At 66.7% G+C, this 13,127-nt stretch carries 15 protein-coding genes; 6 read left to right on the forward strand and 9 right to left on the reverse strand.

Going from position 1 to position 13,127, the window contains the following annotated elements; genetic code table 11:
* Positions 1 to 2: 2 nt before the first annotated feature.
* From rlmD to Atep_RS07745, 3 genes are all read right to left on the reverse strand, one after another.
* Entirely contained in the window at positions 3 to 1,325 is a 1,323-nt protein-coding gene (gene rlmD, locus Atep_RS07735) for a 23S rRNA (uracil(1939)-C(5))-methyltransferase RlmD (protein ID WP_213377673.1), read from the reverse strand.
* Positions 1,326 to 1,420: 95 nt separating this feature from the next.
* Positions 1,421 to 1,801: a cupin domain-containing protein gene (locus Atep_RS07740; RefSeq protein ID WP_213377674.1), complete on the reverse strand. Its 381-nt coding sequence runs from the start codon at positions 1,799 to 1,801 to the stop codon at positions 1,421 to 1,423.
* Positions 1,802 to 1,813: 12 nt separating this feature from the next.
* Positions 1,814 to 2,530, reverse strand: a complete 717-nt coding sequence (locus Atep_RS07745) for a transposase (RefSeq protein ID WP_213377675.1) — start codon at positions 2,528 to 2,530, stop codon at positions 1,814 to 1,816.
* Between the two features lie 101 nt (positions 2,531 to 2,631).
* On the opposite strand from Atep_RS07745, the gene hrpB reads away from it, so the two are divergent.
* The 3 genes from hrpB (at position 2,632) to Atep_RS07760 (ending at position 6,926) form a co-directional block, all read left to right on the forward strand.
* The gene (gene hrpB, locus Atep_RS07750) at positions 2,632 to 5,226 is read left to right on the forward strand and encodes an ATP-dependent helicase HrpB (RefSeq protein WP_213377676.1); all 2,595 of its coding nucleotides are present in this window, start codon (positions 2,632 to 2,634) and stop codon (positions 5,224 to 5,226) included.
* A gap of 132 nt (positions 5,227 to 5,358) precedes the next feature.
* Positions 5,359 to 6,114: a carbonic anhydrase gene (locus tag Atep_RS07755; protein ID WP_213377677.1), complete on the forward strand. Its 756-nt coding sequence runs from the start codon at positions 5,359 to 5,361 to the stop codon at positions 6,112 to 6,114.
* Positions 6,111 to 6,926, forward strand: a complete 816-nt coding sequence (locus tag Atep_RS07760) for a class I SAM-dependent methyltransferase (protein ID WP_213377678.1) — start codon at positions 6,111 to 6,113, stop codon at positions 6,924 to 6,926. The genes Atep_RS07755 and Atep_RS07760 overlap by 4 nt, the downstream gene beginning before the upstream one ends.
* Before the next feature lie 6 nt (positions 6,927 to 6,932).
* On the opposite strand, the gene malQ is transcribed toward Atep_RS07760, so the two are convergent.
* A complete protein-coding gene (gene malQ / locus Atep_RS07765; protein ID WP_213377679.1) occupies positions 6,933 to 8,447 on the reverse strand; it encodes a 4-alpha-glucanotransferase in 1,515 nt (504 codons plus the stop codon).
* 174 nt (positions 8,448 to 8,621) lie between these two features.
* Between malQ and Atep_RS07770 the strand changes: the two genes are divergently transcribed.
* Positions 8,622 to 9,263, forward strand: a complete 642-nt coding sequence (locus tag Atep_RS07770) for a DUF1134 domain-containing protein (RefSeq protein WP_213377680.1) — start codon at positions 8,622 to 8,624, stop codon at positions 9,261 to 9,263.
* Positions 9,264 to 9,309: 46 nt separating this feature from the next.
* Here Atep_RS07770 and Atep_RS07775 read toward each other — a convergent pair whose 3' ends face one another.
* Positions 9,310 to 9,681 (reverse strand): hypothetical protein, encoded by a 372-nt coding sequence (locus tag Atep_RS07775; protein ID WP_213377681.1) that lies wholly within the window; start codon positions 9,679 to 9,681, stop codon positions 9,310 to 9,312.
* A gap of 95 nt (positions 9,682 to 9,776) precedes the next feature.
* Here Atep_RS07775 and Atep_RS07780 point away from each other — a divergent pair, with 95 nt between their 5' ends.
* Positions 9,777 to 10,718 carry a metallophosphoesterase gene (locus Atep_RS07780; RefSeq protein ID WP_213377682.1) on the forward strand — a complete coding sequence of 314 codons (942 nt, stop codon included), beginning with the start codon at positions 9,777 to 9,779 and terminating at the stop codon, positions 10,716 to 10,718.
* Here the strand turns inward: Atep_RS07780 and Atep_RS07785 are convergent.
* Together Atep_RS07785 and Atep_RS07790 are read right to left on the reverse strand one after the other, a co-directional pair.
* On the reverse strand, positions 10,690 to 11,079 hold the full coding sequence (locus Atep_RS07785; protein ID WP_213377683.1) for an ATP-binding cassette domain-containing protein: 390 nt from the start codon (positions 11,077 to 11,079) through the stop codon (positions 10,690 to 10,692). The two genes, Atep_RS07780 and Atep_RS07785, sit on opposite strands and share 29 nt — an antisense overlap.
* Positions 11,076 to 11,603 carry an ABC transporter ATP-binding protein gene (locus Atep_RS07790; protein WP_213381482.1) on the reverse strand — a complete coding sequence of 176 codons (528 nt, stop codon included), beginning with the start codon at positions 11,601 to 11,603 and terminating at the stop codon, positions 11,076 to 11,078. Before Atep_RS07790 ends, Atep_RS07785 begins: the two co-directional genes overlap by 4 nt.
* A 61-nt stretch (positions 11,604 to 11,664) precedes the next feature.
* On the opposite strand from Atep_RS07790, the gene Atep_RS07795 reads away from it, so the two are divergent.
* A complete protein-coding gene (locus tag Atep_RS07795; protein ID WP_213377684.1) occupies positions 11,665 to 12,093 on the forward strand; it encodes a hypothetical protein in 429 nt (142 codons plus the stop codon).
* A gap of 12 nt (positions 12,094 to 12,105) precedes the next feature.
* Here Atep_RS07795 and Atep_RS07800 read toward each other — a convergent pair whose 3' ends face one another.
* Together Atep_RS07800 and Atep_RS07805 are read right to left on the reverse strand one after the other, a co-directional pair.
* Entirely contained in the window at positions 12,106 to 12,591 is a 486-nt protein-coding gene (locus tag Atep_RS07800; RefSeq protein WP_213377685.1) for a hypothetical protein, read from the reverse strand.
* A 77-nt stretch (positions 12,592 to 12,668) separates the two neighbouring features.
* Entirely contained in the window at positions 12,669 to 13,124 is a 456-nt protein-coding gene (locus tag Atep_RS07805; protein ID WP_213377686.1) for a hypothetical protein, read from the reverse strand.
* Positions 13,125 to 13,127 lie beyond the last annotated feature (3 nt).

Genomic DNA, 13,127 nt, shown 5'->3' on the forward strand with positions numbered 1-13,127 from the left:
GTTCACCGTTCGAAGAGCGCCATGGATTCGACATGGCTGGTATGCGGGAACATGTCCATCACGCCCGCCGCGCGCAGTCGATAGCCGAGTTCGTTGACAAGCCGGTCGGCATCGCGTGCCAGGGTGGTCGGGTAGCAGGAGACATAGACCAGACGCTCGACGCCGAGACGCGGCAGCCAGTCGAGCACCTCCAGGGCGCCACTGCGCGGCGGGTCGATCAGGGCTTTGGTGAAGCGTTGTCGGGTCCAGGGGGCCTCGGTGCTCAGCTCGGTCTGGAGGTCGGCGACATGGAACCGGACATTGTCGAGACCGTTGTGAGCGGCATTGGCGCGTGCGCGCTCGACCAGTCCGGCATCGCCCTCGACGCCCACGACCTCGGCCGACCGGCGCGCCAGCGGCAGGGTGAAATTGCCCAGTCCGCAGAACAGATCCAGCACCGCGTCGTCCGGATCGGGGCCGAGCAGATCAAGCGCCTGATCGACCATGCGCCGGTTGAGTTCCAGATTGACCTGGGTGAAGTCGCTCGGCAGGAAGCCGATCTCGACGCCGTGGTTCGGCAGACTGTAGCTCAGCGCCACCTCCTGCCCCGGCAGCGGCCGGATGCTGTCGATGCCGCCGTCCTGGAGATAGATGTGGAAGCCTTCGCGTCGGCCGAGTTCGAGCAGACGCGCCTCGTCCTCGGGCGTCGGCGTCTGCATGACGCGGAACACCAGCACACAGGGACCATCGCCCATGGCCATCTCGATCTGGGGGACGTGGTCGCGGATGCTCAGGGTCTCGATGGTCGCCGCCAGCGTCTCCAGGCGCCCGCCGACCTGCGGGTGCAGCACCTCGCAGCGGCGCAGATCGGCCAGAAAGCTGTTGCGCCGTTCGCGAAAGCCGACCAGGGTGCGGCCTTTCTTGACGACATGGCGCACACCGAGCCGTGCCTTGCGTCGATAGCCCCAGGACTCAGCGGTGAGCGGGTCGAGCCGGCGTTCGGGCGTCACCTTGCCGATGCGCTCGAAGACGTCGGCCAGACTGTCGTGCTTGACGCGGATCTGGGCCTCGGGGTTCAGATGCTGGAGCGTACAGCCGCCGCAGACGCCGAAGTGGGCGCACTTCGGTTCGATGCGGTCGGGCGAGGCCGTGATGACTTCCTCGACCTCGGCCTCGTCGAAGCGGCGCTGGACGCGGGTATAGCGCAGACGCACGCGCTCGCCGGGTAGCGCGCCATCGACGAACAGGGTCTTGCCGTCGATGCGGGTCAGGCCGCGGCCTTCATGGGTCAGGGTCTGGATCTCGGCCTCGATGGGCGCGGGGAGGGTTTTGGGTTTTCTCGACACGGGCAGGCCGGACGATCGTCGGTTGGCGGTTGATGCTTGGAACCCGACATCTTAGCGCCCTTTGGGTCATGACGCCCGTGTGACGAGACCGGTCGTCAGTCGGGCTCGATGTCCTGATAGACCTCGGGTGTGAAGCGCGGGGTGCAGATGGCCAGAAAGATCAGATCACAGTCGCCGTCGTTCTCGATGCGTTGCGCCGCGCCGGCCGGGATGTAGACCAGATCGCCCGGACCGACCCGTCGGGGTTCGAGTCCCTCGACCTCCGGCACTCCGACACCGACGAGGATCAGATAGCGCTCGACCACGCCGACGAGCCGATGCAGGCGCGTGCGCTCGCCCGGCTCGACCCGGGCGCGCGCGATCGAGAGGGCGGGATCCTCGGGCCGGTTCCAGCCCTCCAGGATGAAACAGCCTTCCTCCATGAAGTATTCGTCCGACTCGGCGGGCGAATGGATCAGCGGGCGCTCCAGCGTCATGTCGATCCGACCTCACAGCAGGCCGGCACTGCGCCGATAGGCTTCGGAACGCCGATCACCGCCGCGCGGACGCGGCAGGGCGCGACGGTTGAGCAAACTCTCGATCTCCCGGCAGAACTCGGGACTGCCCAGCGCCCAGGCCTTGTTGGTCGAGTCGCGAATCCGCTTGAGCATGACTTCGTCGAGCGGACGGGCGGCGTCTTCGGCATAGCGCTCGCGTCTGGCCTTGGCGCTGCGCCCCAGACGCTCATATTCCTGATGCGGCCTGACGAGCCGATCCTCGACGCCCTCGGCGTTGCCGCCATAGCTCGACCAGCCGTACTCGGCGGGTGAGTCCACCAGACCGGCACGCACCGGGTTGGACTCGATATAATGCGCGACCGTCAGCAGATGATTCCTGGGATCGACCAGGGTGGCGCGATAGCGTCCCTCCCAGAGTGTGCCGCGCCGTTCGTGACGTCCGTTGAAATACTGGACATAGTAGCGCCCGACGTACTGCATCAGCTTGCCGATGCCGTTCTCCAGATAGGGCGTGAGCAGCAGATGGAAGTGGTTGGGCATCAGCACATAGGCGTGGATGTCGCACTGGAACTTCTCGGCGGCCACGCCGAGCTTGTCCCAGATGAACCAGTAGTCATCTTCTTCGAACAGGATCTGCTGACGATTGTTGCCGCGCTGGATGACGTGCTGCGGATAGCCGGGCATGACGAAACGAGGAAGGCGTGCCATGAGGGTCGGGTCCGGTTGGTTGACCTGAGCTTGAGTATAGACAGCGCTCGACAACTTGCCGGACTTGTTTGCGATCCGCCCTCCAACCCTACTGAAGACTCATGCCCCATCTCGACCCACTCCCCATCGATGTGATCCTGGACGACCTGCGTGCCGCGTTGCGCCGGGGGCATGGGGTGCTGCACGCGCCGACGGGGTCGGGCAAGTCGACCGGCGTGCCGCTTGCCCTGCTGGACGAACCCTGGCTGACCGGTCAGCGCATCCTGATGCTCCAGCCGCGTCGTCCGGCGGCGCGGATGACGGCGGCGCGCATGGCCGACCGACTCGGCGAGCCGCTGGGTGAGCGGGTCGGCTATCAGATCCGCTTCGAGCGTTGTGTCGGTCCGCACACCCGGATCGAGGTCGTCACCGAGGGCATCCTGACGCGGCGCTTGCAGAGCGATCCGACGCTGGACGGGATCGGGCTGGTGATCTTCGACGAGTTCCATGAGCGCGGTCTGCCCTCGGATCTGGGACTGGCGCTGACGCTGGACAGCGTGCGCGGTCTGCGGCCCGATCTGCGGATTCTGGTCATGTCGGCGACGCTGGAGGCGGAACCCGTCGCTGACCTCCTGGGTGGCGCCCGGATTCTGCGTGCCGAGGGTCGGAGCTTTCCGGTCGAGATCCGTTATGCCGAGCGCACGCCGGACACTGATCCGGTGCGCGCCCTGGTCGCGGGGGCGCGTCAGGCGCTGGCCGAAGAGACGGGCGACATCCTGGCCTTCCTGCCCGGCGCGCGTGAGATCGAGCGGACGCGCGAGGCGCTCGGCGCTCATGTGGGGTCAGGGGTCGAGATACTGCCGCTGCATGGTGCGCTGTCGTCGGCGGAGCAGGATCGGGCACTGCGCCCGGACGGCTGCGGACGCCGGCGTCTGATCCTGGCCACGGATCTGGCCGAGACCAGTCTGACCATCGAGGGCATCCGGGTGGTGCTCGACTCGGGGCTGACCCGCAAGCCGCGCTTCGATCCAGGTTCGGGTCTGACACGGCTGGTGACTGAGTCCATCCCGCGCGCCTCGGCTGATCAGCGTGCGGGACGCGCCGGTCGACTGGCGCCCGGTGTCTGCCGGCGACTCTGGACGCGCGCTCAGGAGGTCGGACGTCCGGATCGGCGCACGCCTGAGATCCTGGAATCCGATCTCGCGCCGCTGGCGCTGGAACTGGCCTTGTGGGGCGTCAAGGATCCGACTGAGCTGATCTGGCTCGACCCGCCGCCCGCGCCGGCCTGGAATCAGGCACTCGAACTCCTGCGCACGCTCAACGCGCTCGACCGGCGCTACTCGATCACGCCGTTGGGGCGCGCCCTGGCCGAACTGCCGGTCCATCCCCGGCTCGGGGTCATGCTGCTCGGCGCCGCGCCGGAGGAACGGCAGACGGCGGCCGATCTCTGTGCGCTGATCTCGGAACGTGATCCCTTCCTGCCCGAACCCGGACGGGCGCGTCCGGCCGATCTCGGTCTGCGTCTGGAGGCGCTGCGCGCGGCGCGCGCGCGGCGTGGAACACCGACGGGCGTCGATCGACGGCGGCTGGAGGCCATCGAGCGGGCGGCGCGACAGTTGTTCCGTCTGGCCGAGCGTGCGGCTGAAGCCGCACCTACGAATACGCAAGACCTGTCTCGAAGCGGGCGTGGTTCGGCATCGACGCCGCTGCAATCTCGAGTAAAGCGGACTCCAGGCGCCCTGCTCGCCCTCGCCTATCCGGATCGTGTGGCCCAGCGGCGTACCGGAGGCGACGAGCGCTATCTGCTGGCCGCCGGCACGGGTGCCGAGCTGCCGCGCGACGATGCACTCGCCGTCCATGCCTATCTGGTCGTGGCGGCGATCGATGCGCGTGGACGCGATGGGCGCATCCAGTCGGCCCTGCCGATCAGTGAAAGCGAGCTGCACGCTGAAATGGCTGAGCGTCTGGAATCGAGCCGCGAGGTCTTCTGGGACGACGAGCGCGCGGCCTTGGCCTGTCGCGCGATCACCCGGCTCGGTGCCATCGTGCTGGAATCACGCCCGGTTGCGCTCGGACCCGAGGACGATGCCGGCACCTGTCTGATCGCGCACATCCGCGAGCACTTCGACGAGGCGCTCGACTGGTCGGACTCAGCGCGTCAGCTCCAGGCGCGGGTTGCATTGGTGCGCCGGCACGATCCGTCCGGCGACTGGCCCGACCTCTCGGACGCTGCCTTGCGCGAACACCTGGACGACTGGCTCAGCCCCCGGATCACCGGCAAGACCCGGCTGTCGGACGTGCGCCGGCTCGATCTGAACGCCATCCTGCTCGATCGACTGAACTGGGAGCAGCGCCAGCGGCTCGATCAGCAGGCGCCTCGCACCTTCGTCACCCCAGCCGGCAACAGCCGCCCGATCGACTATGTCAGCGGCGAGACGCCGATCCTCGCCGCTCCGCTCCAGGAGTTCTTCGGCCTGAGCGACACCCCGCGCCTGTGCCGGGGGCGCGTGCCCGTGCTGCTGCACCTGCTCTCCCCCGCCCGGCGCCCGATGCAGGTCACTCAGGATCTGGCCGGGTTCTGGGCGCGCGGCTATGCCGAGGTGCGCAAGGAGCTGCGCGGACGCTATCCCAAGCATCACTGGCCCGAGGATCCGACCCAGGCCCAGGCGCTGGTCGGCGGACTGCGGCGGCGTGGCGCGTCCGGTCCATCACGCTGAACCCATGTTCGATGGGGCGGTTTCGAACGATCATTGAGTCTCGCTATAATGAACATTTTCCGTTATCCCGGCCGACGTGGCTCGATGCACGGCGGCCGGATCCTTCCATGTCCAACCCAACGAGTTCGTTCCATGAACACCCCCTTGCTGTCGACCCTAGCCCTAGCCCTGGCCCTGGCACCGAGCCTCCAGGTCTTTGCCGCCGAGCATGACCATTCCGCCCATTGGGACTATGTCGGCCAGGAGGGACCGGAACACTGGGGCGATCTCGATCCGAGCTTCGATCTGTGCAAGCGCGGCAAGAATCAGTCGCCGGTCGACCTGAAGGACTTCGTCGACTCCCGACTGCCGCCGATCGGTTTTCACTACAAGCCCGGCGGACACGACGAGGTCAACAACGGCCACACCATCCAGGTCGACTATGATGCCGGCAGCACCATCACCATCGACGGGCGCGACTACGAGCTCAAGCAGTTCCACTTCCATACTCCGAGCGAGAACCACATCGCCGGCAAGGAATTCCCGATGGAGGCGCATCTGGTCCACGCCGACAAGGACGGCCATCTGGCCGTGATCGCGGTCATGATGGAGGAAGGCGTCGAAAACCGCGCACTGGCCAACGCCTGGTCGGTGATGCCGGATCACCCCAATACCACCGTCCATCTGTCCACCGATGTTTCGGCCGAGGATCTGCTGCCCGCCGACCGCGACTACTACCGTTTCAGCGGTTCGCTGACCACCCCGCCCTGCTCCGAGGGCGTGCTCTGGCTGGTCATGAAGCATCCGGTCACGGCCTCATCGGAACAGATCACCAAGTTCGCCCATCTGATGGGGCATCCCAACAATCGCCCGATCCAGGAGCTCAACGCGCGCCTGATCGTCGAGTGAGCCGCCAGGAGCGAGAGGTAGACCGCGATCGCTTCCGGCTCTATCGGCTCGCCGTCCAGAATCCGGTCGCCGAGATCGATTTCGTCGACCGGATCTTCCATCAGCGGCATGGACGCCCGGCGCGAGTATTGCGCGAAGACTTCTGCGGCACGGCGGCCGTCTGCGCCGAGTGGGTGCGCCGCCGACCGGACAATCATGCCTGGGGAGTGGATCTCGACCCCGAGGCGCTCGGCTGGGGGCGTACAGACGCTCTCCAGACGCTGAACACCGATGAGCGCGCCCGCGTCACGCTCATCGAAGGCGACGTCCTGAGCGTCGAGACACCCACACCCGAGATCGTCCTGGCGCTGAATTTCAGCTACTGGCTGCTGCACACCCGAACGGCGCTGCTCGCCTACTTCGAGCGCGTGCGCGAAACTCTGCCCGAGACCGGATTCCTGGTGCTCGACGCCCACGGCGGCCCGGAGTCGCTACGGTTAGGCAATGAGGCACGGCGCATCTGCGACCCAGCCGGCGAGGATTTCGACTATGTCTGGGAGCGTGCCGATCATGACCCCATCAGCGGACGCCAGGTCTGTCATATCCATTTCCGCTTCGACGACGGTTCGAGTCTGGAGCGCGCCTTCAGCTACGACTGGCGTCTCTGGACCCTGCCCGAGATCCGCGATCTGCTCGACGCCGCCGGCTTTTCCAGGGTGCAGTTCTATTGGCAGGGCTGGGACGCGCACGACGAACCGGACGGTCATTTCGTCCCGGTCGAACGCGGCGAGCCGGACGAGGCCTGGATCGCCTATATCAGCGCCGAACCCTGAGCACCGTCAGCCCGGCTCGTAGGGGCGGCGACCGTAGAGCCGGCTGAGCCTGAGCAGCCGCTCGGCCGCCGACGGGTCGAGCTGATCCTCACGATAGCGCCACAGCCAGTTGCCCTCGGCCGTACCCGGACGGTTCATGCAGGCTTCCGCACCCAAGTTCAGCACGTCCTGCATCGGGAAGAGCGCCAGATCGGCCACCGAGCCGAGCGCGACGCGGATGAAGTCCCAGTTGACCGCCTGCCCGTCACCATTGAGATAGGTCAGCACCTGAGCGCGCAGGTGCTCGTTGCGCTCGGCCCACCAGCCGAGCAGGGTGTTGTTGTCGTGCGTGCCGGTATAGACGGCCAGACGCCGACGATGCTTGTGCGGCAGGAAGGACGAACCGCCGAACCCATCCTCCAGATCCTCGAACCCGAATTGCAGCACCGCCATGCCCGGCAATTCCAGCGTATCGCGCAAGGACTCGACGTCCTCGGTGATGACCCCGAGATCCTCGGCGATCAGCGGCAGGTTCTCGCCCAGGGCGGCACGCAGGGCCTGGAAGAGTTCCAGCCCAGGCCCAGGCACCCAGCATCCGTTGATCGCCGTCTCCTCGCGCGCCGGGATCTCCCAATAACCCGCGAAGCCGCGGAAATGATCGATGCGCACCAGATCGACCAGTTCCAGCACCCGGCGCAGACGCTCGACCCAGAAACGATAGCCGTCGGCGGCCAGCACCGGCCAGCGATAGAGCGGATTGCCCCAGCGCTGGCCCGTGGCGCTGAAATAATCCGGCGGCACCCCGGCGATCACCGTCGGGTGCCCTCGCTCGTCGAGCTCGAACCATTCCGGATGGGTCCAGACCTCGCTGGAATCATGGGCGACGAAGATCGGGATGTCGCCGATCAGGTGCACCCCACGTGCACGCGCATAGTCGCGCAGCGCCGACCACTGACGATGAAAGACATACTGGACGAACCGCTGTAGCTCGATCTCAGCCTGATAGTGCTCGGACCACGCGGCCAGCGCCGCCGGATCGCGCTGGGCGAGCGCCGGCTCCCACTCGGTCCAGGGACGCAGGTCGTGATGGGTCTTGAGCGCGTGATAGAGCGCGTAATCGTCGAGCCAGAAAGCCTTGTGCTCACAGAACCGGGCATAGTCGGCCCGATCGTCCTCGCCGGCGCGTTCGCCGAAGCCCGCCCGAGCCAGTTCCAGCAGCCGGGTCTTCCAGGGCGCGACGGCGCCGAAGTCGACCCGATCCTCGGGGAACTCCGGTCGCCCGTCCAGATCGGACGCCTGGAGCCAGCCGAGTTCCAGCAGCCCATCCGGACTGATCAGCAACGGATTGGCCGCAAAGGCCGAGGTGCACTGATAGGGTGAATCACGATAACCGGTCGGACCCAGCGGCAGCATCTGCCAGAGTCCCTGCCCCGCCGCCGCGAGGAAGTCGACGAAACGGCGGGCGCTCGGGCCAAGGTCGCCAATGCCGTAGGGGCCGGGAAGCGAGGTCGGATGAAGCAGGAGGCCGCTGGTGCGGTGCATGATGATGAGGGGCTCCGGTAGGACACGGTTGGCTGAATGCGAAGTCTACCAAAGCCGGTTGCAAAAACCCGCCAAATCCGACGTCGCTTGCCGCTCCGGGTCCGGACACCTAGACTTGGTCGGCCGATGAGCGCGTCTATGGATACCGAACCATCGAGACCAAGGGGGAGCGCGATGATACGACTGATTGCAGCCGGACTGCTCTGGATGACGACCTTCGCCCCGAACGTTCAGGCACAGTCACCCGATCGGCCCGACGACCGGGGGTACTACGACCGGGGCGGCTATCCGGGGGAGGCGCCAGGGGCCTATCAGGGCAGCCACGGCGGGCGCGACACCTACAGCGAACAGGAGATCCTGGCCAGGGTGGAGGCGTTCTTCGGGCAGGGCGCCGAGAATCTGGCGATGGCGGTGCAGAAGGTCTTTCGCGAGCAGGGCGAACCCAATGGCTATGTCGCCGGCGAGGAGGTCGGGGCGGCACTCGGCGTCGGACTACGCTATGGGCGCGGTGTGCTGAGCACCCGCCAGACCCAGGATCGCCCCGTCTTCTGGCAAGGCCCCTCGATCGGTCTGGATCTCGGGGTCAACGTCGCCAAGGTCTTCATCCTCATCTATCGGCTGCCGAGCGAGGAGTATCTGTTCCGGCGCTTTCCGGGCGTCGAGGGCAGCCTCTACTTCATCGGCGGCGTGGGCGTGAACTATCTGCAATCGGGCGACACCGTCATCGCCCCCATCCGTCTCGGGGCCGGCTGGCGTCAGGGGGTGAGCGCCGGCTACATGGACTTCACCGAGCGCGTTCACTACAACCCGTTCTGAAGCGCCATCCGTGGCACGACGGACGTTCAGGCTGCTGGCGTCATGGTCAACGCGGCGGCGGACCGCGACGATCGCCACGATAGTGCGGCGCCACGTCGCCATTACGGGACAGCTCGCGGATATGCCGATCCACCCGATCCAAACGCCGCTCGATCATGCGCCGCGCCTCGTGCGGCGGATAGCCGTCGCGGCGCAGGTCACGTATGAACTGACGCGCCTCGTCCTGCTCTTGCCTTAGCCTCCGGACCTCGCGGCGCGTCAGCTCGCCCGAGTCGATGCCGCGCTGGATGGCCGTGGACTGGCGATCGAGCCGATCGTCGAATCTCGGGCCGGGCGGCCCGCCGCGCTGTGCCTGTGCCGGCAGTGACAACAGCAGGCCCGTCGCCACCAGGACCAAGAGCGTGTTGCGACCTTTCATCACCTGTTCTCCTGCTAAGATGCCGCCTCGGGCGGCTGGGAGTCCAGAGTATAACCATTCGCGCGCACGAACCTTGCAGCAACCGTGAAGACATCATGCATCCGGACGAGATCGCCACGCTGACCGCCCGCATCGGACGCGCCCATCTGCGCCGGCGGCTGGGTCTGGAGGCCGACCACGAGGTCTTCGTGCTCAATCGGCCGGGGGCGCATTTCTTCTATCCGGAGAACTGGTATTCGGTCCACGGAGTCATCCGGCACGCGCTGCGTCTCAGCGGTCTGCTGGCACGCGCCCAGGACAACGCCACCCGGCTTCAGGTCCGGCACAACCGGGTCGTCCTGCCCGGTCTGCCCGCCGCCTTCGAGGGCTTCCGGATCCTGCATCTGAGCGATCTGCATCTGGACATGGAGCCGCGCAACGTCGCGGCCCTGTGTGCGCGGCTACCGACACTCGACGCGGATCTCTGCGTGCTCACCGGCGACTATCGCGCCAAGACTTTCGGCCCCTATGATCGGGTGCTGAGGGCCATGCGCGAGGTGCGCGGGCGGATCGAGGCGCCCGTACTGGCCGTGCTCGGTAATCACGATACCCTGGCCTTCGTACCGGCGTTCGAATCGATGGGCATCCGCTGTCTGCTCAACGAGTCCGAGCCGATCGAACGTCAGGGCGAGCGGATCTATCTCGCCGGCGTCGACGATGCCCATTACTATCAGGTCCACAATCTCGACAAGGCCGCCGCCGGTATCCCCGAGGGGGCCGTCGCCATCCTGCTCTCACATACGCCCGAGATCTACCGGCACGCCGCCCATTGCGGATTCGACCTGATGCTGTGCGGACACACCCACGGCGGCCAGATCTGTCTGCCGGGCGGTTTTCCGCTGACCTGGGATGCGCACTGCCCACGCCGTCTGGCCGCCGGCGCCTGGAGTCACGGCGCCATGCTCGGCTACACCTCGGTCGGGGCCGGAACCTCGGTCATCAACGCCCGGCTCAACTGCCCGCCCGAGATCACCGTCCATACGCTGACCGCCGGCTAACGGAACAGCACCAGATGCCGCATCGTCCGGGCGCTGACGCCGATCCGGTCGCCGACGGCGTACTCCTCTGGTGGCTCAGTGCCAGACTCAAGACCTCGGACCCGCTCGGCAGGCGCAGGCGATAGAGGAAGTCCGCGCTGCGAAAGGCGCGATCCAGGATCTGCGCCCGGATCGGGCTCGCGTCGTCATGGATCAGATCGTCTGGGCGCACCAGTACCTCGACCGTCGTGCCCGACGGCAGATCGTGCGGCCTGGAACAGGAAAGCTCGCCCAGATCGGTGTCGACCCGACAGCCGTCGAGCACGGTCCCCCGCAGCCGCGTGCCCTGACCGATGAAATCGGCCGATGTGATCGGCATCATGAGCGAGGGGCGTATCCGTCAATAAGGGCGGGCCTTCGATCTCTATCAAGAGCCCCGGCCGATCGCTTCGTGGCCATGGCGAAGGCCTCGTGCTGATCGTGCGTGACCAGCACCGCCGTCACGCCCTCACGCTTGAGCAGATCGCGGATCTCGCGCGCGAGCTGTTCGCGCCGCTCGGCGTCGAGGCTCGAAAAGGGTTCGTCGAGCAACAGCGCCTCGGGCCGGGGTGCCAGGGCGCGCGCCAGGGCCACGCGCTGCCGCATCCCGCCCGAGAGCTCGTGCGGATAGCGCTCCCCGGCGCCGGCCAGCCCGATGAGTTCCGGCAGCTCGACGATGCGTGCGCGCTTCCGGGCGTTGGAGCCGTCACGCAGACCGAAGCCGATGTTTCCCGCCATGCTCAGATGCGGAAAGAGCGCGAAGTCCTGGAACAGCATCCCGACACGCCGCCGCTCGGGCGCGAGCGTCTCACCCGGTGCCGACACCCGGCGTCCGTGCAGCCAGATTTCACCGGAGCAATTCCAAATTCAAGCTCCTTGTGCTATCAGGGGCTTTCGAGCGATTCATCACGGCGCCGCGGATAAGCCGATGGTTGTCCAGTCGATCCCTCCCCCCACCCCGGAGCTTTCTCCCGCGACACTGGTAGCGCGCGTGCGCGAGGTGTCGTATGCACTGCCTGATGCGCGTAAAGGCGGCAACCACCAGCGCTACGCGATGGGGGATGCGGGGCTGAGTGCATTTGCGATGGTGTTGATGCAAAGTCCGTCGTTTCTCGACTTTCAGCGCCGGATGCAGTACGAGCGCGGAGCCAACAACGCGGCCACGCTGTTTGGGGTCGATCAGATCCCGAGCGACCAGCACTCCAACCGGCCCAGCCTCCTCCACGGCACCGGACTCGGCGCTGAGGGGGGCATGGGGGCTTTCATCAAAGACCATGATGACGGAGTGGTCTTAAATCTGGAATTGCTGGCGTTGGGCGCGAGGCCGTCGCCACCTGGGGTGGCGCGACCTCGCTAGGGGCCGGGGGCGTCAATAGCCTGGGGGCGGGCGCCGTCCACCGTAAGGCATAGGCATATCCGGGCCGGGTCCATAGCCTGGGCCATAGCCGGGGCGTGGTGGGGGCGGTCCATAACCGCCGCCTCCCGGACCGCCGCCATAGCCGGGGCCTCGACCGTATCCGGGGCCGCCGGAGTCATAGCCGTATCCTTGGCCCGGACCCCGGTCCTGATTGCCGCCGCCCGATCCTTGGCCCGGTCCCTGGCCTTGAGAACCGCCCTGACCTTGGCCCGGTCCCTGGCCCTGAGAGCCGCCCTGACCTTGGCCCGGTCCCTGGCCCTGAAAGCCGCCCTGACCCTGACCGGGTCGCTGGCCCTGGTTCATACCCTGGCCCGAACCCTGCTGTGGACCCTGACCATAGCCATAACCACCGGGCTGAGCCTGGACCCCCGCGGGCAGGGTCAGACCCAGGGCGGTCGCCAGGGCGACAACCGATACATGTAAACCGAGCTTGTGCATATCAGACCTCAGAGTGAGACTCGTTTGTCGGTGTCGCGAACGCGCGTGGAGCGAATCCGAGACCTTCGAGTCGTGGGTTAGCCGAGAAACTCGGCGGTCAGTGCATACTGCCGGCGTGCGACGTTGCTCTCGTCGGCCGCATCATCTTCCATCATGGCACAGCTGACCGCCATGCGTGCCTGAACGGCCGCCTTCCAGGCACGATTCCGGCGCTCGGTCATGAGTTCGTCCGGCGTCAGTGCGGCAGCGGCGGAGGCCGCGACGAAATGATCGGCCTGTGCCATCCAGTCGGTATCCTTGCCGCAATCAGTATAGGTCTTAACGGCATAGGCACGGGCCACTCTGAAGGCGTCTTCCAGTTCGCCGGGTGAGACCCCGTCCATGAGTCCGGTATGGATGGCGCGGTTAACGCGCTCGTCGCGGCTCAGGTTCATGACCTGGTGCGCGAACCGGCAGCCGAGCTGTCGTTGCTGATCCGGGTTCAGCCGATTGAGTGCCGTGCGGAGATCCTGGTCGTTGTCGATCGTGGCCATGGG

The organism is Allochromatium tepidum (assembly GCF_018409545.1).
GTDB classification, from domain to species: domain Bacteria; phylum Pseudomonadota; class Gammaproteobacteria; order Chromatiales; family Chromatiaceae; genus Thermochromatium; species Thermochromatium tepidum_A.

Excerpts from the sequence above, each read along its gene's own strand:
- hrpB (WP_213377676.1), top strand. The coding sequence starts at position 2,632 with ATGCCCCATCTCGACCCACTCCCCATCGATGTGATCCTGGACGACCTG.
- Atep_RS07800 (WP_213377685.1), bottom strand. The coding sequence starts at position 12,591 with ATGCACAAGCTCGGTTTACATGTATCGGTTGTCGCCCTGGCGACCGCC.
- Atep_RS07770 (WP_213377680.1), top strand. The coding sequence starts at position 8,622 with ATGATACGACTGATTGCAGCCGGACTGCTCTGGATGACGACCTTCGCC.
- Atep_RS07745 (WP_213377675.1), bottom strand. The coding sequence starts at position 2,530 with ATGGCACGCCTTCCTCGTTTCGTCATGCCCGGCTATCCGCAGCACGTC.
- Atep_RS07785 (WP_213377683.1), bottom strand. The coding sequence starts at position 11,079 with ATGATGCCGATCACATCGGCCGATTTCATCGGTCAGGGCACGCGGCTG.
- Atep_RS07780 (WP_213377682.1), top strand. The coding sequence starts at position 9,777 with ATGCATCCGGACGAGATCGCCACGCTGACCGCCCGCATCGGACGCGCC.
- Atep_RS07775 (WP_213377681.1), bottom strand. The coding sequence starts at position 9,681 with ATGAAAGGTCGCAACACGCTCTTGGTCCTGGTGGCGACGGGCCTGCTG.
- malQ (WP_213377679.1), bottom strand. The coding sequence starts at position 8,447 with ATGCACCGCACCAGCGGCCTCCTGCTTCATCCGACCTCGCTTCCCGGC.
- Atep_RS07805 (WP_213377686.1), bottom strand. The coding sequence starts at position 13,124 with ATGGCCACGATCGACAACGACCAGGATCTCCGCACGGCACTCAATCGG.
- Atep_RS07740 (WP_213377674.1), bottom strand. The coding sequence starts at position 1,801 with ATGACGCTGGAGCGCCCGCTGATCCATTCGCCCGCCGAGTCGGACGAA.
- Atep_RS07795 (WP_213377684.1), top strand. The coding sequence starts at position 11,665 with ATGGTTGTCCAGTCGATCCCTCCCCCCACCCCGGAGCTTTCTCCCGCG.
- Atep_RS07755 (WP_213377677.1), top strand. The coding sequence starts at position 5,359 with ATGAACACCCCCTTGCTGTCGACCCTAGCCCTAGCCCTGGCCCTGGCA.